We start from the raw sequence: 21,142 nt of genomic DNA, 5'->3' as shown, positions 1-21,142 counted from the left end.
CCGACGAGCGCGATGCTGAAGACCTCTCCGATCGAAACGTCCACCGCCGGCCATCGTCTCGACATGGACGGCATCCGCGTGCGCTATGGCAGCGCGACCGCGGTGGATGGCGTGACCCTCACCGTGGAGCCCGGCGAGATCCTGGCTCTGCTCGGCCCCTCCGGCTGCGGCAAGACGACGCTGCTGCGCACCGTCGCCGGCTTCATCCGCGCCGATGCCGGGCGCGTGCTGGTCGATGGCCGCCCGATCGATCACCTGCCGCCCGGCGGCCGTGGCGTGGGCATCGTCTTCCAGTCCTACGCCCTCTTCCCCCACATGACGGCGGCGCAGAATGTCGCCTACGGGCTGGAGGCCCGGGGCCGGCCGAAGGCGGAGATCGTCCGCCGCGTCGAGGCGGCGCTCTCCGCCGTTCGCATGGAGGCGTTCGGCGAGCGGCGTCCGCGCGCGCTCTCGGGTGGGCAGCAGCAGCGCGTGGCGCTGGCCCGCGCGCTGGCCACCGAACCGCGCATCCTGCTGCTCGACGAGCCCTTCGCCGCGCTCGATCGCGCCCTGCGGCTGGACCTGCAGCTCGAGATCAAGCGCATCCAGCGCCGCTTCGGCGTCACCGCCGTGCTGGTCACGCACGACCAGGACGAGGCGATGAGCATGGCCGACCGCATGGCGGTGATGAACCGCGGCCAGGTGGAGCAGGTGGCGGCGCCCGCGGAGGTCTACGACACTCCCGCCACGCCCTTCGTCGCCGGCTTCGTCGGCACCAGCAACCGGCTGCATGGCAAGGTCGAGGCGCGGCAGGGCGAGGATTACCGCATCCGCCTCGATGTCGGCGCCACGGTCACGGTGCCCAGCCCGCGCGGCTTCGCCCTGGGCGAACGGGTGCTGCTCAGCGCGCGGCCCGAGCATCTCACGCTGCATCCGGACGCGCCGGAGACAGCCGGGAGCTGGCCGGCGCGGTTGCGCCTTTCACTCCCGCTGGGCCCGGCCCTCGTGCACGACGTCGAGGCCGGCAACACCGAACTCAAGCTGCACCAGGCGCGACACGGCGCGCCGCCCTCGCCCGGACCGGTGCGCATCGGCCTCTCGCCCGGCGCCCGTCCGGCCCTTTTCCCCGTTGGAGACGCGACATGATCGAAATGAGCCGCCGCCACGCCCTGAGCGCTACCCTCGGGCTGCTGGGCGCCGCCGCCCTGCCGGCCGGGCCGGCGCGGGCCGCCGGCAGCATGACCGCCGCGGTCTATCCGGGCGGCTGGGACGAGGCATTGCGGGCCGTGCTGGCGCCGGCGCTGAAGCAGAACCACGGCGTCGACGTGGCCTTCGAGCCGCTCTTCGCCGTCGACCAGATCGCCAAGGCGCGCGCGGCGCGCGGGGTCGCGCCCTTCGATGTCTTCGTGCTCGATCCCGGCCCACGCGTCAGCGGCATGGACCTGAAGCTCTTCGAGCCTTTCGATCCGAGCCGCCTGAGCAACCGCGGTAAGCTGCCCGCCGGCTACGCGGACGCGGTGGGCGCCGGGGTCGCGGCGCAGGTCGTCGGCATCGCCTACAATCCGAAGAAGATGGAGAAGCCGAAGGGCTGGGCGGACCTGTTCAGGCCCGAATACGCGAAGCAGCTCGGCCTGACCGGCTTCGGCACCACCTTCGGCACCATCTCGCTGATCGAGATGGCCAAGTCCGTCGGCGGCTCCGAGGAGAACATGGAACCGCTCTTCGAGGCGCTGCGCAAGATCCTGCCCGATGTCGCCGCCGTGGCGCAGCCGGCCGCCATGCCGGGCCTGTTCCAGCAGGGACAGATCGGCCTGATGTACACCAACACCTATACGGTGACGCTGCTGAAGTCGCGTGGCGTGGACATCGAGTTCGCGGTGCCGGAGAGCGGCGCCGCCGCCTTCGGCACCACGATGCACATCGCCAGGGGCAGCAAGAACATCGACGCCGCCTACCAGTACATCGACACGATGATCAGCACGCCGGTGCAGTCGGCGCTGTCGCAGGCGCCGTACTTCTTCGTGCCGGTCAACACCGAGGTGAAGCCGGGCGCCGACGTGCCGATGAAGTCGATCGACGACCTCAGGACCTTCGTCACGCATGACTGGACCAAGATCAACCCGCAGCGGCCGCGCTGGATCGACCGCTTCAACCGCGAGATGGCCAAGTGAGCGAGCGGGGCGCGTGGCGGCTCGCGCTGCCGCTCGCCCTGGCGCAGCTGCTGTTCTTCCTCTCGCCGCTGCTGCTGCTGGCGGCGACCTCCCTCGCGACGGACGAGAATCTCGACACTGCCAGCCTCGCGGCCTGGCGCGACGTGCTGGGCGATTCCTTCCACCGCCAGGCGGTTCTGAACACGCTGCGCCTCGGCGCCCTCACCGTGCTCGCCACCCTGCTCTTCGCGGTGCCCCTGGCGCTGCTGCACATGGTGGCGGGGCCGGCCCTCAAGCGGATCATCCTGCTCGCCGCCGTGCTGCCGCTGCTGACCTCGGTGGTGGTGCGGACCTTCGCGTGGATCGTCATCCTGGGGCGGGAGGGCGTCATCAACAGCACGCTGCTTTCCACGGGTCTGACCAGCGCGCCCATCCCGCTTCTGCAGACCGAACCCGGGCTGATCCTGGCGCTGACGCAGATCGAGATGCCGCTGATGCTGCTGCCGCTGATCGCCTCGCTCGGACGCATCGACCCGGCGCTGCTCGACGCCTCGGCCTCGCTCGGCGCCTCGCTGTTCCGCACGCTGCGCCGTGTCGTGCTGCCGATGGCGCTGCCCGGCCTGCTGGCCGGTGCCACGCTGGTCTTCGCCAGTGCCTCCACCGCCTTCATCTCGCAGTCGGTGATCGGCGGCGGCCGGCTGGCCTATCTCCCGTCGCTGGTCTGGCAGCAGGCCATGGTGGTGTTCAACTGGCCCCTCGCGGCGGCCCTGGCGCTGACGCTGATGGCCTCGGTGCTGGCCGTTGCGGCGGCGCTCTCGGCAGTGGGAAGGAAGGCCGCGCATGTCTAGATTCGCCGCCCGCGACAAGCCGCTGGCCCTGCTGATCCTGGCCCTGGCCGCGATCGGGCTGCTGATCCTCATCGGGCCGGTGCTGATCGTGCTGCTCACCTCCTTCACCACCTCGCAGGCCTTGCGCTTTCCGCCGCCGGGCCTGACCCTGCGCTGGTACGCCGACCTCTTCGACCCCGCGCGCTCGGCGCAGATCCATGTCGCCGCCGGCAATTCCCTGGCCGTCGCCGCCTGCACGGCCGCGCTCTCCACCGCCCTGGCAACCGGCGCGGCGCTGGCCATCTCCCGCTCCCGCGCCGCCTGGGCGCGCATGGCGGAAGGCGGCTTCATGGCGCCGCTGGTGCTGCCCGGCATCGCCTATGGCCTGGCGACGCTGATGTTCTTCTCCTGGCTGCGGCAGCCGCCGTCCTTCGGGCTGCTGGTCGCCGGCCATGCGATGATCGCGACGCCCTTCGCGCTGCGCACCATCGGCGCCAGCGCGGCGGGGCTCGATCCCGCCCTGCTGGAGAGCAGCGCCATCCTCGGCGCCTCGCCCTGGCGCACCTTCCGGCGCGTCGTGCTGCCCCTGATCATGCCGGGCGTGGCCGCGGGGGCCTTCCTCGCCTTCGTCTCCTCGCTCGACAATGTGCCGGTCTCCCTCTTCCTCTCCTCGGCGGAGACGGACATGCTGCCGATCCGCATGTGGGGCATGATGGAGACCTCGCTCGACGTGCGCGTCGCGGCGGCCTCCGGCGTGCTGGTGGCTGTCGCCTTCCTTCTTCTCGTGGTGATGGACCGCGCCGTGGGCCTGGTCCGCAGGATGGCCGGATGACGCTGAAGCCCGAACCCCTGACCGCCGAGGCCTTCGCGCCCTTCGGCGAGGTGCTGACGGTGCCGGAGGCCGCCGGCCGCCTCTACTACGAGGCGGCGCTGGCCAATGGCCGGGCCGGCGCCTGGCCCAGCCTGTCACTGTCCTGCAAGGAGCCCGAGCCCGCGCGGCGGCTGCGCGTCGAGGCGATGGAGCGGCACGAGTTCTCGTCGCAGAGCTTCGTTCCGCTCGGCGCCGCCGCCTGGCTGGTGCTGGTGGCGCCGCATGGCGCGGATGGCGGACCGGACATGGCCAGGGCGCGCGCCTTCCTGCCCGGCCCGGGCCAGGCCGTCACCTATGGCATCAATGTCTGGCATCACGGCATGACGGTGTTCGGCGCGCCGGCCCGCTTCGCCGTCTTCATGTGGCGCGATGGCGGGCCGGGGGATGAGGAATTCGTCCCCGTCGAACCCTTCACCCTGGACCTGGACTGACCTCCGATGACCTATCAGGTGAAGCGCGACTTCCTCGGCTATGGCGCCAACCCGCCGGACCCGCGGTGGCCTGGCGGCGCGCGCGTCGCGGTCAATTTCGTCATGAACTACGAGGAGGGCTCCGAGCCCTCGGTGCAGGATGGCGAGGGCTATTCCGAGCACGGCCTGACCGAGGCCCCCGGCATCGCGCATATCCCGAAGGGTCGCGACCTCGCTGCCGAAGGCATGTTCGAGTATGGCAGCCGGGTCGGCTTCTGGCGGCTGATGCGGCTGTTCCAGGAGCGTGGCCTGCCGATGACGGTCTTCGGCTGCGCCCTGGCCCTGGAGCGCAACCCCGAGGCGGCGGCGGCCATCCGAGAGAGCGGCTTCGATGTCTGCTGCCACGGCTGGCGCTGGGTGAAGCACTACGAGCTCTCCGAGGCCGAGGAGCGCGAGCACATCCGCCGCGCCGTCGCCTCGCTGGAGCGGACGGTGGGGCACCGCCCCGATGGCTGGTACTGCCGCTACGGACCCAGCGAGAACACGCGCCGCCTGGTGGTCGAGGAGGGCGGCTTCCTCTACGACAGCGACAGCTATGCCGACGAACTGCCCTGGTGGGTCACGGTGGAGGGCAAGGGCCATCTGGTCGTGCCCTATTCGCTGACCAACAATGACGGCAAGTACGCCGGCGCCGTCGGGACCTCGGAGCAGTGGTTCAGCTTCGTGCGGGACGCCTTCGACACGCTCTACGCCGAGGGCGCGCGGACGCCGAAGATGATGTCGGTCGGGCTGCACATGCGGCTGATCGGCCATCCGGCCAGGGCGGCCGGCCTGGCGCGGCTGCTGGACCATATCCAGAGGCATCAGGATGTCTGGATCACCCGGCGCATCGACATCGCCCGGCACTGGGTGAGGCAGCATCCCTATCCCGGCCGCGGGCTGAACGAATAGGGTGACGGCCCCGCTTGGCGGCGGGGCGGCTCCCCCCATAGCATCCGCGCGCCGGACACCCCAAGTCAGCGGCAACACAAGCCGGGAGACACCGATGCGCGCCACCTCCGTTCTCGAGACCATCGGCCAGACGCCGCACATCCGCCTGAGCCGCCTCTTCCCCGACGCCGAGGTCTGGGTGAAGTCCGAGCGCGCCAATCCCGGCGGCTCGATCAAGGACCGCATCGCCCTGTCGATGGTCGAGGCGGCGGAGGCGGAGGGCCGGCTGAAGCCGGGTGGCACGATCATCGAGCCGACCTCGGGCAATACCGGCATCGGGCTGGCCATGGTCGCGGCGGTGAAGGGCTACAGGCTGGTCCTGGTCATGCCGGAATCCATGTCCATCGAGCGCCGCCGGCTGATGCAGGCCTATGGCGCCACCTTCGACCTGACGCCGCGCGAGAAGGGCATGAAGGGCGCCATCGAGCGGGCCAAGGAGCTGGTGGCCGAGACGCCCGGCGCCTGGATGCCGCAGCAGTTCGAAAATCCGGCCAATATCGACGTGCATGTCCGGACCACCGCGCGCGAGATCCTGAGTGACTTCCCCGAGGGGCTGGACGCGCTGATCACCGGCGTCGGCACCGGCGGCCACCTCACCGGTTGCGCCCAGGTGCTGAAGCAGGCCTGGCCCGCGCTGAAGGTCTTCGCCGTGGAGCCCGAGGCCTCGCCCGTGATCTCCGGCGGATCGCCCGCGCCGCACCCGATCCAGGGCATCGGTGCCGGCTTCGTGCCGGCCAACCTGCACACCGACCTGCTGGATGGCGTCATCAAGGTCGCGGCCGATGCGGCCAAGGACTATGCCCGCCGCTCGGCGCTGCAGGAGGGCCTGCTGGTCGGCATCTCCTCCGGAGCGACGCTGGCCGCCATCGCCGCCAAGCTGCCGGAGCTGGGGCAGGGCGCGAAGGTGCTGGGCTTCAACTATGACACCGGGGAGCGCTATCTCTCGGTTCCGGACTTCCTGCCGGGCTGAGGCCCGCCGGGGCGGGACGGCGGGGCTTCTCAGATCGTGTAGTCGAAGGCCGTATAGGCCATCTCGGCCAGGATCTCGTCGGCGCTGCGCGGCGAGGCGGCGCCCTGGTCCATCCGGACCGGCCGGGCCGGCACGCCCGCCACGGTGGTGCGCGGCGGCACGGGCGCCAGCACCACCGAGCCGGCGGCGATGCGGGCATCCTCGCCGACCTCGATATTGCCCAGGATCTTCGCCCCCGCGCCGATGATGACGCCGCGCCGGATCTTGGGATGCCGGTCCCCCGCCTCCTTGCCGGTGCCGCCCAGCGTCACGCCCTGCAGCAGCGAGACATCGTCGCCGATCTCCGCCGTCTCGCCGATCACGAGCCCGGTCGCGTGGTCGAGCAGGATGCCCCGGCCGATCCGGGCGGCCGGGTGGATATCGGCCTGGAACACCTCCGAGGCGCGGCTTTGCAGGTAGAGGGCAAGATCCCGCTCCCCCTGCTTCCAGAGCCAGTGGTTCAGCCGGTGCAGCTGGATGGCGTGAAATCCCTTGAAGTACAGGAAGGGCTCGATCAGCCGCTCGCAGGCCGGGTCGCGCTCGAAGACGGCGGCGATATCCGCCTTCAGCCCCAGCACCAGCGCGGCATCGGCCCGGCTGGCCTGCTGGAAGGCCTGGAAGATGATGGAATGCGAGATGGTGTCGTTGCGCAACCGGGCGGCGATGCGGTGGAACGCCGCGGTGGGGAAGTCGGGCTGGTTCAGGATCGATTCCAGGAAGAGCGGCGCCAGGGTCGGCGAGGCGGTCTGGGCGGCCTCCGCCTCGCGGCGCAGCTGGTGCCACAGCGCGTCGGTCAGCTCCGCCTGCGTCGAGACCAGGGACAGGTGATGCGGCGCGGATCGCGACAAGGGATCTCTCCATCGGAGCCTTCGGCCACCGGATATGCGGTGGGTCGGCGGGCGGCGGGAGGGGCGACACGAAATCTTCAGCCCCGCGATCCCCCGCCCGTCCCCTGCGGGCCCGTCGCGGGGCGGGGGGCTTGGCCGCCACGGCCCCGCTCCGATAGGTTGGCGGGACAAGGCCCGCCCCGCGCCGAGCTGGGTCAAACCACCAGGCCAAACACTGAGGAGATGACGAGAATGCCATTGCCCCCCGCCCTCGAGGGCCGCCTCGCGCTCCCCATCGTCGCCGCGCCGATGTTCCTGGTCTCCGGGCCGGATCTGGTGGTCGAGACCTGCCGCGCCGGGGTGCTGGGCACCTTTCCCTCGCTGAACCAGCGCAGCAGCGAGGCCTATGGCGACTGGCTGGACGAGATCGCCGGGCGGCTGGAGGGCCAGCCCGGCGCCGCGCCCTTCGGCGTGAACCTGATTGTCAACCGTTCCAACACCCGGCTGGATGCCGATCTGGCGCGGACGGTGGAGCACCGCGTGCCCCTGGTCATCACCTCGCTCGGTGCGGTGAAGGAGCTGGTGGATGCGGTCCATGCCTATGGCGGGCTGGTCTTCCACGATGTCGTCAACCTGCGCCACGCCGCCAAGGCGGCGGAGGCCGGGGTGGATGGGCTGATCGCCGTCAGCGCCGGGGCCGGCGGCCATGCCGGCCAGCTCAGCCCCTTCGCCTTCCTGGCCGAGCTGCGGCAGATCTTCCAGGGAACCCTGTTGCTCTCGGGCGCCATGAGCACGGGCGCGCATGTCGCCGCCGCGCGGCTGATGGGGGCGGACCTGGCCTATCTCGGCACCCGCTTCATCGCCACGCAGGAGAGCATGGGCCCGCCGGACTACAAGGCCATGCTGCTGGAGGCCAAGGCCCGGGACGTCATCTACACCCCGGCGATCAGCGGCGTGAACGCCAATTTCCTGCGCCAGAGCCTGGTCGCCGCCGGGCTCGATCCGGAGAACCTGCCGCCGCGGCCGGAGAAGCACACCGATGCCGAGCATCGACCCTGGAAGAACATCTGGTCGGCCGGGCACGGCGTCGGCAGCATCGAGGACGTGCCGACCGTGGCCGAGCTCTGCGGCCGGCTGGGGCAGGAATATCGCGAGGCCCTGCGCGCGCTCTCCCGCGAGGCCGAGGGCTGATCCGGGCCGGCGGGGCAGGGCAATTCCTGCACCGCCGGCCGCCCTGCCATGCGGCGGGGTCGCCTTGCGGGCGGGCCTCACAGGCAGGAGAGTGTTCCCGCCGCCGGCGCCCGCCTTCCTGCCCTGGCCCTCGCGCCTGGCGGCCCCTGCCGGCCACCGAGGAAACCTGTCCATGACGCATTCCGCCTTCCGATCCGCGCAGCCCGGCCAGGGGGGCTGCTGCCGGTGATGCTGCCGCTTCGCGCCGCTCGCCTGGAGGAGATGCTGCGGGAGGAGGCTCCCTACGGTGACATCACCACCCTGGGCCTCGGCATCGGGGACGCGGTGGGGCAGGTGCAGCTCTGCGCCGGCCGGACCATGACGCTGTGCTGCTCGGAGGAGGCGGAACGGCTCTTCCTGCTGGCGGGCTGCAGCGCCGTGCACCGTGTCGCCGCCTCCGGCGCCCTGCTGGATCAGGGCGGCCCGATCCTGACCGCGACCGGACCGGCCGCCGCGCTGCATCAGGCCACCAGGGTGGCGCAGGCGCTGATGGCGACCACCTCCGGCATCGCCACGCAGGCCGCCCGCATTCGCGCCGTCGCGCGCCGGGAGAAGCCGGGCATCGCGGTCGCCTGCCCGCGGGAGCATCTGCCCGGCGCCAGGGACGTGATGCTCCGCGCCATCGCCGCCGGCGGCTGCGTGCCGCACCGCCTCGGCCTGTCGGACAGCATCCTGGTCGGCGCCCCGCACCGCGCCTTCCTGGGCCGCGAGCCCGCCTATCGCTGGGTGGCGCGCCTGCGCGCGGCGCAGCCGGAGCGCAGCATCGCCGTGGAGGCCGGGACGGTGGACGAGGCGGTGCTGCTGGCCCATGCCGGCGTCGACATCGTGCAATGTGGCGGGCTGAGCCCGGCCCAGCTGGCGGAGGTGACACGCGCCCTCGCCGATCACCCCCGGCGCCCGGTCATCGCCGCGGCGGGGGGCGTGACCGAGGGGAATGCCGCCGACTATGCGCGCGCCGACGCCGACCTGCTGATCACCGCCTCGCCCTACAGCGCCCCGCCGCTGGAGATCACGGCGAGGATGGAGCGCCTCTGACGCCTCCGCGACGGCGCACCATAAGCCTTGCGTTGTCCTCCGCCTTTCTCATGTAATCCGGAATGAACCTTCCGGGGTCGCTGCGACAGGGGGCACGGGCATGAAGCGGGTGACGCTGGACGCCGTGCTGGATGTGGCCGGGTTATGGCAGGAAGCGGCCTGCGACGAGAGCAGGCTGGGCGCCGCGCTTCATGAACTGCGCCAGCTCTTCGGCGGCACCACCGCGTGCCTGGGCCGCCTCGGCCACCCTCCGGAGGCGCAGGACGTCTTCGGCGTCGGTCACACCGAGGGCTATCTGCGCAGCTATGCCGAGCACTACTGGCGCGGCAATCTCGTCTGGCAGGCGGCGAGGCCATTGGCCCCCGGCTCCATCTACTGCGACCAGAAGCTGCTCGGACCCGCGGGTCTGCACGGCAGCGCGTTCTGGAACGAGTGGATGCGGCCACAGGACATGTATGCCTCGATCGGCTGCCGCATCGACGGGCCGGGCGATGGCTGGGCGATCCATGTCGAGCGGGGCCGCACCCGCCCGGCCTTCGATGCCGAGGATTACCGGCTGATGCGGAAGCTGATGCCGTTCATCCGCGCCGGCCTGGGGCAGCGCGACCGGTTCGGCGGGCTTCGCCTCCCGCGGGAAGGCATCGTGGACGGGCTCGATCTGCTGGACATCGCCATCTACGAGGTTGGCGCCGATGGCCAGGTGCTGCGCGCCAACCGGGCGGGGGAGATGCTGCTGGCCCGCATCGGCGCGGCGCGGCACCACGGCATCTCCGCCCTCGGGCTTGGCAACGGGGCGGTGGTGGCGCGGCTGCGCCAGTATGTGCAGCAGGCCTGCCTCGGCACCGAGCTGGAGCGGCGGGGCGGCTTCCTGGCCACCGTCGCGGGCCGGTCGGCCGTGCCGCTCAGCCTCCAGGTCAGCCCGCTCTCGGCCGAGGGGCGGCAGGCGCCCCGCGCGCTGGTCGTCGCCAAGGAGGTGATGACGCGGCAGGAGCTGGGGGCGCAACTGCCGGCCCTGTTCGGCCTGACGCCGGCCGAGGTCCGGGTGGCGTCGGGCATGCTCGCCGGCCTGACGGCGGCCGAGATCGCCGCCATGCAGGGTCTTCGCATCACCACCGTGCGGACGCATCAGGCGCGGATCTTCCAGAAAACGGAGACCCGCCATCAGGCCGCCTGCGTGGCGCGGATGCAGGCCGCGCTGCTGCCCGTGCTGAGCTGAGCCCTATTCCTGATACCAGGTGCGGCCATCGCGCTCGATCAGGGCGATGGCGGCGGTCGGACCCCAGCTGCCGGCCGGATAGGGGCGGGGCGGCTGTGGTGTCGAGGCCCAGGCGCGCAGCAGCGGCTCGACCCAGGTCCAGGCCGTCTCCACCTCGTCGCGGCGCATGAACAGCGTGGCATTGCCGCGCACCACATCCATCAGCAGCCGCTCATAGGCGTCCGGGAAACTCTGGCCGAAGGTCTTCTCGAAGGAGATGTCGAGCCCGGTGGGGCGGAGATGCAGCCCGCCCGGCCCCGGCTCCTTGGTCATCATCTCGAGCCGCATCCCCTCCGCCGGCTGCAGGCGGATCAGCAGGCGGTTGGGCTCGGTGATGCTGGCCTCCGCTGGGAACAGCGTGAAGGGCGGCGTGCGGAACTGCACGACGATCTCGGAGACCTTGCACGGCAGGCGCTTGCCGGTGCGCAGGTAGAAGGGCACGCCGGCCCAGCGCCAGTTGTTGATCTGCAGCTTCATGGCGACGAAGCTTTCCGTCGTGCTGGTCGGCTCGCCCAGATCCTGCAGATAGCCCGGCACCGGTTGCCCGCCGACGGCGCCGGCCGTGTACTGGCCGCGGACCGCGAAGCCCGGCGCCTCCAGCGGCGTGATCGGGCGCAGCGCGCGCAGCACCTTCAGCTTCTCGTCGCGCACCGCGTCGGCGTCGAGCGAGACCGGGCTCTCCATGGCCAGCAGGCACAGCAGCTGCAGCATGTGGTTCTGCAGCATGTCGCGCAGCGCGCCCGAGCGGTCGTAATAGCCGCCGCGCCCCTCGACACCGACCGTCTCTGCCACGGTGATCTGCACATGGTCGATGACGTCGGCATTCCACAGCCGTTCGAAGATCGTGTTGGCGAAGCGCAGCGCCAGCAGGTTCTGCACCGTCTCCTTGCCGAGGTAGTGGTCGATGCGGAAGAGCTGCGCCTCCGGCACCACGGCGCCGACCGCGTCGTTGATGGCGCGGGCGGAGGCGAGGTCATGCCCGATCGGCTTCTCGAGCACGACCCGGGCCTGGGGCGAGATCAGCCCATGCTCGGCCAGGTTGCGGCAGATCGGACCATAGAGCTCGGGCGAGGTGGCCAGGTAGAAGGGCCGCACATGCTCCGGCCGCTCGGCCAGCAGGGCGGCGAGGCGGTCCCAGCCCGCCTCGCCGGCGCCGTCGATGCGCAGATAGCGCAGCAGGGCGAGGAAACGGCGTAGCTCCTCCTCCTGCTCCACCGTCTCCACCGCGACATGACGCCGCAGCGCCGCCTCGGCCTGCCGGCGGTAGGCGTCCTCCTCCAGCTCGGTCCGCGCCGCGGCGAGGATGCGGCAGGCCTCGTCGAACTGCCGGTCGCGGAAGCGATGGAACAGCGCCGGCAGCAGCTTGCGCATGGTCAGGTCTCCGGTGGCACCGAAGATCACGCAGTCGAAGGTCGGAACGGGTAGAATCTGGGCCATGCATCCCTGCTCGCGGAGGAAGTGTCGTGGCGGACCGGTCTCGCGCTCTCCGGCCGCGGCGCGCCGGGGCCCAGTCTAGGCCGGGCCTTCGCGCCTGCACAAAGGGCATATGCCGGGCCGGAGTCCCCGCAGAGGAGCCTTCAGCGCGGAGGCGGTCCGGCCTCGTCGCCGATGCGGTCGCGCAGCGTCACCTCCGGCAGGCCGAGCACCAGCAGGAAGGCGGCCGTCATGACGGCGCCGCTGAGCAGGAAGCAACCGGTCAGCGCGGCGCGATAGGCATCGGCCATGGCGGCCTGCTGGGCCGGCGTGAAGCGCGCCAGTGCCTCCACGCCATGCGCCGTGACCTGGGCCACCTCGGCCGGATCGAGCCCGGCGAAGGCGTTCTGCAGCCGCGAGGTCATGATGGTCCCGGAGGCGGCGACACCGAGCGCGCCGCCAAGCGAGCGCAGGAAGGTCATGGCGCCGGTCGCGGCACCCAGCTCCCGGTGCGCCACGGCGTTCTGCACGGCGGTCGTCAGGTTGGGCATGCCCATGCCCATGCCGAGGCCGAGCAGCCCCATCGAGACCAGGAAGACCATGGGCGGGGCGGCGAACCAGGCGAAGAGCGCCAGGCTGGCCAGTGCCAGGGCCTCCAGCCCCAGCCCGGCGAGCAGGAACAGCTTGTTGCGCCCGAGCTTCGAGACGATGCGGCCGCCGACGACCGAGCTGAGCACCATGCCGACCACCTGCGGCAGCATCATCGCGCCGGCATGGGCGGGGTCCATGCCGAGCACCAGCTGGAAGTAGAGCGGCAGGAAGACGGTGGAGCCGAGCATGGCGAAGGTCATCATGCCGCCGACCACCACGCCGCGGGCGAAGACCGGGTTGCGGAACAGCGGCAGGCGGATCAGCGGCTCCGGCGCCCGCAGCTCGCGCCAGGCGAAGAGGGCATAGAGGGTCACGGACAGCGCCGCCATGCCGAGGGCGGGCCAGGACGCCCAGGGGAACTCGCTGCCGCCCCAGGCCAGCAGCAGCAGCAGGGCGGTGGTGGCGCCCGCCAGCAGGGCCGCCCCGGGGATGTCCACCGGCCGCCGGTTCGGCGGCGTCGTGGAGCGCGGCAGGCCGAGGCCGATCATCACCAGGGCCAGCAGGCCGATCGGCAGGTTGACGTAGAACACCCACCGCCAGGACAGGGCCGATGTGATGATGCCGCCGAGCAGCGGCCCGGCGACGCTGGCCAGGGCGAAGGTGCCGGTGAAGAGACCCTGGTAGCGCGGCCGCTCGCGCGGCGAGACGACATCGCCGATGGCGGCCTGGGAGAGGGTCAGCAGCCCGCCCGCGCCGATGCCCTGGATGGCGCGGAAGGCGATGAGCTGGCCCATGGACTGCGCCACGCCGCAGAGCAGCGAGCCGCCCAGGAAGATCAGGATGGCCAGGAAGAAGAGGGTGCGGCGGCCGAAGGTGTCGGAGAGCTTGCCGTAGAGCGGCGTGGTGGTGGTCGAGGTCAGCATGAAGGCGGTGACCACCCAGGAGAGATGCGCCATGCCGCCCAGCTCCCCCACCATGCGCGGCAGGGCGGTGTTGACGATGTTCTGGTCGAGCGCCGCCAGGATCATCGTCAGCAGCGCCCCGGCCAGGACGATGCGGAGCTGCCGCTTCGGCGCGGTGCCGGCGGGGGGCGCCGGCGGATTCGCCGCCGGGGTGGGTTGGTCGTTCATGCGGCTCCGGCCTGTGCTGGCATCTCGCGCCGGGCCGAGGGCAGGCCGGCGGGCCGGCCTTTCTGGGCCGGCCGCCCCCCCGGTGTCAAAGCGCCCCCCGGCCGCTCAACCGCCGCGGGCGGCGCCCTGCGGGTTCTCCAGCAGGAAATCGAAGTCGCAGCCCTGATCGGCCAGCAGCACCTCGCGCCGGTAGAGGCTGGCGTAGCCGCGCTTGGCCTGGGCGGTGACGGGCGGCGTCTCGGCCCGGCGCCGCTCCAGCTCGGCCGCCTCGACCATCAGATCGAGGCGCCGCTCCCGCACCGAGACACGGATGCGGTCCCCGTCCCGCACCAGGCCGAGCGGCCCGCCGGACGCGGCGTCCGGCGTCACGTGGAGCACGATGGTGCCATAGGCGGTGCCGCTCATCCGCGCGTCGGAAATGCGCAGCATGTCCTTCACCCCGGCGCGCGCCAGCTTCTGCGGGATCGGCAGGTAGCCGGCCTCGGGCATGCCGGAGGGGCTGAGCGGGCCGGCGTTCTGCAGGACCAGCGCATCGTCCGGGCGCACGTCGAGGTCGGGATCGTCGATCCGCGCCGCCAGGTCCTCCAGCGAACTGAAGACCACCGCCCGCGCCTCGGTCTCGAACAGCTTCGGGTCGGCGGCGGCGCGCTTCAGGATGGCGCCGCGCGGCGCCAGCGAGCCGAACAGGGCCACCAGCCCGCCCTGCGGCTGCAGCGGCTCGGCCAGGGGGCGCACCACGGCATGGTCCACATGGCCCGGGCCGCCCTCCAGCCGCTGGCCCAGCGTCTCGCCGCTGACGGTCAGGCAGTCGAGGTGCAGCAGCGGCTTCAGCTCGCGCAGCACGGCGCCGATGCCGCCCGCCGCGTGCAGGTCCTCCATGTAGAAGGGGCCGGTCGGCTTCAGGTCCACCAGGACGGGGGTGGTGTCGGACAGCTCGTTGAGCCGGTGCAGGTCCACGGGGATGCCGGCGCGGCCGGCGATGGCGGTCAGGTGGATGATGGCATTGGTCGAGCCGCCGATGGCCAGCAGCACGCGCAGCGCGTTCTCCACCGATTTCGGGGTGATGATGTCGCGGATGGTGGTGCCGGCGCGGGCCAGCGCCAGGGCGGCGGCGCCCGAGGCCTCGGCGGCGCGGATGCGGTCGGCATGCACGGCCGGGATGGCGGCGGTGCCGGGCAGGATGATGCCCAGCGCCTCGGCCAGCGAGGCCATGGTGCTGGCCGTGCCCATCACCGCGCAGGTGCCGGCGGTGGTGGCGAGATTGCCCTCCACCTCCTCGATGGTGGCGTCGTCGATCTCGCCGGCGCGGTACTTGGCCCAGAAGCGGCGGCAATCGGTGCAGGCCCCGAGTCGCTCGCCCCGCCAGCGGCTGGTCATCATCGGGCCGGTCACCACCTGCACCGTCGGCAGGCCGGCGGAGAGCGCGCCCATGAGCTGGGCGGGCACCGTCTTGTCGCAGCCGCCGACCAGCACGACGGCATCCATCGGCTGGCCGCGGATCATCTCCTCGGTGTCCATCGCCATCAGGTTGCGGAAGAACAGGCTGGTCGGGTTGAGGAAGACCTCGCCGAGCGAGATGGTGGGGAATTCCAGCGGCAGGCCGCCCGCCGCCAGCACGCCGCGCTTCACCGCCGTCACAAGCTCGGGCACGCCGCGGTGGCAGTTGTTGAACTCGCTGTAGGTGCTGGCGATGCCGACCACGGGCTTCCTCAGCAGATCGGTCGAATAGCCCATGGCGCGGGCCATCGAGAGGCGGAGGTAGCGGGCGAAATCGCGGTCGCCATAGTTGGTGAGGCCACGGGACAGGCCGTGCGGGGTGTCGTCGCTCATGATGCTGGACTTCGCGGGGTTGGGCGCCGGGGAGCGCCGGGTGAAGGGGAAGGGCGCCGGCTCAGGGACCGCCGCCATAGGCGCGGAGATAGGCGACCTGCGAGGGCTGGAGATGCGCGCGGGTGAGGGCGATGAGGGTCTCGCCATCGCCGGCGCGCAGCGCCGCGATCATGGCGTGGTGCTCCCGCCGCGCGGCCTCCCGCGCCTCGGGCGAGATCGAGGCGAGGAAGCGGATGCCATGGGCGCGCTGCGCGGCCGCCTCGATCGCCGTCGCCAGGAAGGCATTGCCGCAACAGTCGTTGATGCGGCGGTGGAAGGCCTGGTTGGCCCGGAACAGGGCGGCCAGATCGGCCGCGCCGGCGGCGCGGTCGTGCTCCCGCTGCAGGGTCTCGATGGCGGCGAGGTCGGCGGCGGGCAGGGGGCGGGGGATCAGCCGCGCCGCCTCGCATTCCAGCAGCTCCCGCAGGTCGTAGAGCTGCCGCACATCCTGCGGCGCGTAGCTCCGCACCAGGGCGCCGCGATGCGGGATGCGCTCGACCAGCCCGATGCGCTCCAGCTCCGTCAGGGCCAGCCGGATGACGTGGCGGGTGGCGCCGAAGCGCTGGATCAGCTCCTCCTCCACCAGCCTTTCGCGCGGGTGCAGGCGGCCGAGGACGATGTCCTCCTCCAGGGTCCTGGCGAGCAGGCGGGGGGTCGGGGCGGCCTCGGCCCTGGCGCTGACGGTGTCCGGCATAGAGGGTTTCCACGTCCCCCCCGGCGGGGGCCGGGAGCTTGATCGACAAGATTATCGACAATTTTAGCCCTGGCTAGCCCAGCCGACTCCGCAACCGGTCCGCACCGCGCAATTTACAGTCAGATGAGAGCGCCTATTAATAATCCGTGACACCCGAGGCGCCGCCGGCGATGGCTTCCGCCGGACCCGGCCCGAGGGCAAGGGCAAGAACCCCGGCGGCCAGCCGGGCGGCCGCAGCGCCGTCCGGCACGATCAGAGGATGACATCAGTGCAGCACTCCCCGACCCAGACCGCCCGGCCCGGCGAGCCCGCCCAGACCTTCGGCACCGCGGGCATGGCGCCCATGGAGCGGCCCAGCGCCCTCACGCGGATGTTCATGGGCATCGTCGCCTGGGCGGAGCGGCTGAACCTGCGCCATTCCAAGGTCGGCAACCCGCCCGTCTACGACAACGCGACCTTCCCTTGGGCGGCCGAGATCGAGCGCGAATGGCCGCTGATCCGGAAGGAGCTGGAGAAGGTGCTGGAGCGGCGGGAGGATCTGCCGAATTTCCACGACATCGCGACGGACGTGAAGACGATCAGCACCGACAACCGCTGGAAGACCTTCTTCCTGACCGGTTACGGCGTCACCTCCGAGCGCAACACCAGGACCTGTCCCGAGACCTGGCGGATCGTGCGGAAGATCCCCGGCCTGCAGACGGCGATGTTCTCCATCTTCGAGCCGGGCAAGCACCTGCCGGCGCATCGCGGCCCCTACAACGGCGTGCTGCGGCTGCATCTCGGCCTGATCGTGCCGCAGGCGGAGGAGGGTCAGCTCGCCATCCGTGTCGACAAGCAGGTCTGCCACTGGCAGGAAGGCAAGGCGCTGATCTTCGACGACGCCTATGAGCACGAGGCCTGGAACCACACCGACAAGGTCCGCGTCGTGCTGTTCGTCGATTTCGTCAAGCCGCTCGGCTTCCCGGCGCGGCTGGTCAACTGGGCCCTGCTCAACCTCGCCATCTTCACGCCCTTCATCCGCGAGGGTGCCGACAACCACAAGGATTGGGAGAAGAAGTTCTACGCCCAGGCCGAGGCCCTGCGGAACCGTCCCCAGGCCTGAGGCGGGCGGATCATTGCGCGGTCAGGGGGCCTCCTCTATGCCCTCGGGCCCCGCGGCCCGCCACCTCCGAGGAGAGTCCCATGCGCGCCTGTTTCGTCGATGCCGGTGAGGCGCTGGGCGCGGTCTTCCGCCGCCTGCGCCGGGACGCCGATCCGGAGGTGACGATCAACCTGCAGCCGGACATCACGCCGGACGCGCTTCCGGGCGTGCTGGCCGGCCACGAGATCGCCATCATCGACCACACCGCCCTGCCGACCGACATCGCGCGGCAGGTGCCGGGCCTGCGGCATGTCGTCTTCCTCGGCACGGGCGCGCGCTCCTACATGAACCCCGAGGCGCTGAAGGCCGAGTGCGGCATCGCGGTGCACATCATCAAGGGCTATGGCGACACCGCCGTGGCCGAGATGGCCTTCACGCTGATGTGGACCGCCGCCAAGGGCATCGCCGGCATGGACCGGGGCATGCGCGCCGGGCGCTGGCTGCGCACCGACGGCCTGGAGCTGACCGGCAAGACCGTCGGCCTGCTCGGCTTCGGCGGCATCGCCGCCGAGATGGCGCGGCTCTGTCGTGGCGCCGGCATGACGGTGCTCGCCTGGAACCGGACGCCCAAAAGCGCCGAGGGCGTCGAGTTCGTCGGGCTCGACCGGCTGCTGGCCGAGAGCCATGTGCTTTCCGTGCATCTGCTGCTGAATGACGAGACGCGCGGCTTCCTCTCCGCCGAGCGCCTGGCCCGGCTGCGGCGCGGCGCGGTGCTGGTCAACACGGCGCGCGGCGCGGTGGTGGACGAGGCGGCGATGGTCGCGGCGCTGCGCTCCGGCGCCCTGGCCCATGCCGCGCTCGACGTCTTCGACATCGAGCCGTTGCCCGCCGGCCATGTGCTGACCACGCTGGAGAACGTCACCCTCTCCGCCCATTCCGCCTTCCGTACGCCAGAGGCCGGCGACAAGCTCGTGCAGGCGGCGCTGGAGCATTGCCGGCGCATCGCCGCCGGGTCCTGAGCCCGCCCGCGGCGGTCATCCGGCGGGCTGTGCCCCCTCCGCCGGCCGCCAAGCGGCCGCCGGGGCGCCGGCGGGAAGGCTCGTCCCCGCCGTCTCCTCCAGCAGGCGGCGCAGCGCCGGCTCGTCGGTCTCCGCATAGGGGGACAGCATGGCCGCCAGGGCGGCGAGATCGGGGATCTCCCGTTCGGCCTGGCCGGCCCGGAAGACCAGCCGATCCTCCGCATGCTCGGGCGGCGGCACCCGCGTCACCTCCAGCCAGTAGCTCCGCAGCCCGGCATCCCAGCCGGCCAGGACGGTGAGGCCGTGATAGCGGGGCCGCAGCTCGGCCGCCCGCCTTGCCGGCTCGGGTCCGGGCGGGCCGGAAGCGCCAATCGTGCCGAGCCTGGTCCCCATCCCCGCCTTCCCCTGGGCCGGCCTCCCGGGGCTGGGCGGCCGCGCCGCAGCGGAGCAGAAGGCGGCCGGCCAGGCTGTGCGTCCGATCACAGTCCGGCGGCCGGGAAGGGGAGGCGCCCTGCCGCCGGCGTCACGGAGGGATCATGCCGCCCCGGCTTACCGGCCCGGCGCGGCCATTCTATATCGCCTGCATGGCCCTCAGCACACACCAGCCCTGCGACAGTCCCGAGGCCGCCGTCGCCCGGCTGACCAGCCTCTACGATGCGGCGGTGGAAGCGGAGCGCACCGCGCTGGACCGCTTCATCAGCGGCGGCGCCCCGCCCGGCCGCGCCGAGCGCGAGGCCTTCCGCTATCCCGCGCTGCGCCTCGCCTGGACCTCCGACCGCCCGCCGCCGCGCACCCGGCGCGCCTGGGGGAAGCTGCAGCAACCCGGCGTCTATGCCACCACCGTCACCCAGCCGGCGGGCTTCCACGACTACCTGCTGCAGCAGCTTGGACCCCTGATGGCGGAGTACGGCGCCACGGTGGAGGTCGGGCCGAGCAGCCAGGAAATCCCCTACCCTTACGTCCTGGAAGGCGGCGACGAGCTGGCGCGCGGCCGGGTGGGGGCCGCCGAGCTGGCGCGGCACTTCCCGGTGCCCCGCCTCTCCGCCGTGGGCGACGAGGTGGCGGACGGGCTCTGGCGCCATCGGCCCGGCGCGCCGCGGCCGCTGGCGCTGTTCGACGCCGCGCGGGTCGACTACTCGCTGCGCCGGCTGGTGCACTACACCGGCACCGACTGGCGCGCCGTGCAGCCCTGGATCCTGCTGACCAACTACCAGCGCTACGTCGAGCAGTTCGTCGCCTGGGGCCTGGCCGAGCTGGCCGATCCGGCGAGCCCGCACGACCGGCTCGTGCTGCCCGGCGGCGGCACGGTGCGGCGCGGCATGGCGCCCGGCGAGACGGCCGCGCTGGTCGCCGCCAGCCCCTGGCAGCGCTTCCAGATGCCGGCCTACCACCTGCTGCGCGCCGAGGGAGAGGGGATCAGCATCGTCAATATCGGCGTCGGCCCCTCCAACGCGAAGACCGTGACCGACCATCTCGCGGTGCTGCGGCCGCATTGCTGGCTGATGATCGGCCATTGCGGCGGCCTGCGGCCCAGCCAGGAGATCGGCGACTACGTGCTGGCCCACGGCTACCTGCGGCGCGACAAGATCCTCGACGAGCTGCTGCCGCCGGAGATTCCGGTGCCCGCCCTGGCCGAGGTGCAGCTCGCCCTGCAGGATGCCGCCGCGCGCGTCACCGGCGCGGCGGGCGAGGCGCTGAAGCGCCGGCTGCGCACCGGCACGGTGGTCAGCTACGACGACCGCAACTGGGAACTGCGCTGGTCGCAGGAGCGGCTGCGCATCAACCTCTCCCGCGCCATCGCCGTGGACATGGAGAGCGGCACGCTGGCGGCGCAGGGCTACCGGCTGCGCGTGCCCTATGGCACGCTGCTCTGCGTCTCGGACAAGCCGCTGCACGGCGAGATCAAGCTGCCCGGCGCGGCCACCGCCTTCTACCAGCGCGCCGTGAGCGAGCATCTGCGCATCGGCATCGAGACGCTGGGCATCCTGCGCGAGCAGCTCACGGCGCTGCATTCCCGCAAGCTGCGCGCCTTCGACGAGCCGCCCTTCCGCTGAGCCGGGTCGTGGAGCCGGCGCCCCGTCCACCGGCCGTTGGACGCCCCTATCCCGGCACCGCCTCGGGCAGCAGGCGCAGCAGGTTCAGCGCGCCCTCCGGCAGCGCCCCGGCCGCCACCTCGGCCAGATGCTCGTGGTGGCTCAGCAGGATCACCTGGGCGTGGCGGCTGAGCGCCAGCAACGCGCGGAAGGCGGCGCCGGCGCGGCGGTCGTCGAAGCTCTGCAGGATGTCGTCCCCGAGGAAGGGCAGCGGCGGCGCGGCGGCGGCATGGTCCTCGATCGCCACCAGCCGGAGCGCCAGGAAGAGCTGGTCCCGCGTGCCTTCCGAAAGGCCCTCGATCGACACTTCCTCCTCCGGATGGTCCCGGTGCCGGAGCACCAGATGCGCCACGCCGCGCGCATCCTCGCGGGAGGCCAGGACGGGGTAGGCGCCTTCGGTCAGCAGGGCGAAGGCGGCGCCGATCCGCCGCAGCAGCCGGTCGTCCCCGCTCTCGCGCAGGCGGCCCATGGCGGCGTCCAGCAGGCCCGAGGCCGCCTGCATCAGCAGCGCGTCCTCCAGGATGCGGCCGAGCTGGGCGAGGGCCGCCTGCTGCTCCTGCAGCGCCCGGGCCGGCGTGTCGTCGCCGACCAGCGCGGCCTGCTCCGCCTCGAGCTGCGCGGCGCGGTGGGCGGCCGCGGCGATGGCGCCGGCCTGCGCCTCCTGCGCCG

At 72.1% G+C, this 21,142-nt stretch carries 20 protein-coding genes; 13 read left to right on the top strand and 7 right to left on the bottom strand.

All coding sequences use genetic code 11. The features are described 5' to 3' along the window. Positions 1-12 precede the first annotated feature (12 nt). The 7 genes from ACVMLK_RS04005 (at position 13) to cysK (ending at position 6,197) form a co-directional block, all read left to right on the top strand. The gene (locus tag ACVMLK_RS04005) at positions 13-1,125 is read left to right on the top strand and encodes an ABC transporter ATP-binding protein (protein ID WP_457485694.1); all 1,113 of its coding nucleotides are present in this window, start codon (positions 13-15) and stop codon (positions 1,123-1,125) included. Then, positions 1,122-2,150 carry an extracellular solute-binding protein gene (locus ACVMLK_RS04000; protein ID WP_198366843.1) on the top strand — a complete coding sequence of 343 codons (1,029 nt, stop codon included), beginning with the start codon at positions 1,122-1,124 and terminating at the stop codon, positions 2,148-2,150. The genes ACVMLK_RS04005 and ACVMLK_RS04000 overlap by 4 nt, the downstream gene beginning before the upstream one ends. Beyond that, positions 2,147-2,977, top strand: coding sequence for an ABC transporter permease (locus ACVMLK_RS03995; protein ID WP_198366844.1), 831 nt, complete (start codon positions 2,147-2,149; stop codon positions 2,975-2,977). Before ACVMLK_RS04000 ends, ACVMLK_RS03995 begins: the two co-directional genes overlap by 4 nt. Continuing rightward, a complete protein-coding gene (locus ACVMLK_RS03990) occupies positions 2,970-3,788 on the top strand; it encodes an ABC transporter permease (protein ID WP_422925067.1) in 819 nt (272 codons plus the stop codon). Before ACVMLK_RS03995 ends, ACVMLK_RS03990 begins: the two co-directional genes overlap by 8 nt. Beyond that, positions 3,785-4,258 (top strand): ureidoglycolate lyase, encoded by a 474-nt coding sequence (locus ACVMLK_RS03985; RefSeq protein ID WP_198366846.1) that lies wholly within the window; start codon positions 3,785-3,787, stop codon positions 4,256-4,258. Before ACVMLK_RS03990 ends, ACVMLK_RS03985 begins: the two co-directional genes overlap by 4 nt. A gap of 6 nt (positions 4,259-4,264) precedes the next feature. Next, the gene (locus tag ACVMLK_RS03980) at positions 4,265-5,188 is read left to right on the top strand and encodes an allantoinase PuuE (protein WP_457485693.1); all 924 of its coding nucleotides are present in this window, start codon (positions 4,265-4,267) and stop codon (positions 5,186-5,188) included. A 94-nt stretch (positions 5,189-5,282) separates the two neighbouring features. Further along, positions 5,283-6,197 (top strand): cysteine synthase A, encoded by a 915-nt coding sequence (gene cysK, locus ACVMLK_RS03975; protein ID WP_457485692.1) that lies wholly within the window; start codon positions 5,283-5,285, stop codon positions 6,195-6,197. A gap of 29 nt (positions 6,198-6,226) precedes the next feature. Here the strand turns inward: cysK and cysE are convergent, their stop codons facing one another. Next, entirely contained in the window at positions 6,227-7,084 is an 858-nt protein-coding gene (cysE, locus tag ACVMLK_RS03970) for a serine O-acetyltransferase (protein WP_198366849.1), read from the bottom strand. Between the two features lie 231 nt (positions 7,085-7,315). Between cysE and ACVMLK_RS03965 the strand changes: the two genes are divergently transcribed. From ACVMLK_RS03965 to ACVMLK_RS03955, 3 genes are all read left to right on the top strand, one after another. Next, positions 7,316-8,254 (top strand): NAD(P)H-dependent flavin oxidoreductase, encoded by a 939-nt coding sequence (locus tag ACVMLK_RS03965; RefSeq protein ID WP_198366850.1) that lies wholly within the window; start codon positions 7,316-7,318, stop codon positions 8,252-8,254. A 228-nt stretch (positions 8,255-8,482) separates the two neighbouring features. Next, a complete protein-coding gene (locus tag ACVMLK_RS03960; RefSeq protein WP_198366851.1) occupies positions 8,483-9,328 on the top strand; it encodes a beta/alpha barrel domain-containing protein in 846 nt (281 codons plus the stop codon). A 100-nt stretch (positions 9,329-9,428) separates the two neighbouring features. After that, entirely contained in the window at positions 9,429-10,544 is a 1,116-nt protein-coding gene (locus ACVMLK_RS03955) for a helix-turn-helix transcriptional regulator (RefSeq protein WP_457485691.1), read from the top strand. Positions 10,545-10,547: 3 nt separating this feature from the next. Here the strand turns inward: ACVMLK_RS03955 and zwf are convergent, their stop codons facing one another. The 4 genes from zwf to ACVMLK_RS03935 form a co-directional block, all read right to left on the bottom strand. Next, positions 10,548-12,020 (bottom strand): glucose-6-phosphate dehydrogenase, encoded by a 1,473-nt coding sequence (gene zwf / locus ACVMLK_RS03950; RefSeq protein ID WP_198366853.1) that lies wholly within the window; start codon positions 12,018-12,020, stop codon positions 10,548-10,550. A gap of 140 nt (positions 12,021-12,160) precedes the next feature. Next, positions 12,161-13,717, bottom strand: coding sequence for an MDR family MFS transporter (locus ACVMLK_RS03945; RefSeq protein ID WP_198366854.1), 1,557 nt, complete (start codon positions 13,715-13,717; stop codon positions 12,161-12,163). Between the two features lie 105 nt (positions 13,718-13,822). Then, complete coding sequence (locus tag ACVMLK_RS03940; protein WP_198366855.1) at positions 13,823-15,547, bottom strand: dihydroxy-acid dehydratase; 1,725 nt, start codon at positions 15,545-15,547, stop codon at positions 13,823-13,825. Positions 15,548-15,608: 61 nt separating this feature from the next. Continuing rightward, positions 15,609-16,280: a GntR family transcriptional regulator gene (locus ACVMLK_RS03935; protein WP_457485690.1), complete on the bottom strand. Its 672-nt coding sequence runs from the start codon at positions 16,278-16,280 to the stop codon at positions 15,609-15,611. Positions 16,281-16,548: 268 nt separating this feature from the next. Here ACVMLK_RS03935 and ACVMLK_RS03930 point away from each other — a divergent pair, with 268 nt between their 5' ends. Both ACVMLK_RS03930 and ACVMLK_RS03925 read left to right on the top strand, forming a co-directional pair. Further along, positions 16,549-17,382 (top strand): ornithine lipid ester-linked acyl 2-hydroxylase OlsC, encoded by an 834-nt coding sequence (locus tag ACVMLK_RS03930; protein WP_370592011.1) that lies wholly within the window; start codon positions 16,549-16,551, stop codon positions 17,380-17,382. An 80-nt stretch (positions 17,383-17,462) separates the two neighbouring features. Further along, on the top strand, positions 17,463-18,380 hold the full coding sequence (locus ACVMLK_RS03925) for an NAD(P)-dependent oxidoreductase (RefSeq protein ID WP_457485689.1): 918 nt from the start codon (positions 17,463-17,465) through the stop codon (positions 18,378-18,380). Between the two features lie 15 nt (positions 18,381-18,395). Here ACVMLK_RS03925 and ACVMLK_RS03920 read toward each other — a convergent pair whose 3' ends face one another. Then, positions 18,396-18,773, bottom strand: coding sequence for a hypothetical protein (locus ACVMLK_RS03920; RefSeq protein ID WP_457485688.1), 378 nt, complete (start codon positions 18,771-18,773; stop codon positions 18,396-18,398). A 191-nt stretch (positions 18,774-18,964) separates the two neighbouring features. On the opposite strand from ACVMLK_RS03920, the gene ACVMLK_RS03915 reads away from it, so the two are divergent. Next, the gene (locus ACVMLK_RS03915) at positions 18,965-20,434 is read left to right on the top strand and encodes an AMP nucleosidase (RefSeq protein WP_457485687.1); all 1,470 of its coding nucleotides are present in this window, start codon (positions 18,965-18,967) and stop codon (positions 20,432-20,434) included. Between the two features lie 46 nt (positions 20,435-20,480). On the opposite strand, the gene ACVMLK_RS03910 is transcribed toward ACVMLK_RS03915, so the two are convergent. After that, the coding region (locus ACVMLK_RS03910; protein ID WP_457485686.1) for an ATP-binding protein at positions 20,481-21,142 on the bottom strand (662 nt) is incomplete at its 5' end.

This window comes from Teichococcus aerofrigidensis (genome assembly GCF_054073225.1).
The sequence above is the reverse complement of the archived record's forward strand: the minus strand, read 5'-3'. Positions and strand labels throughout refer to the sequence as shown.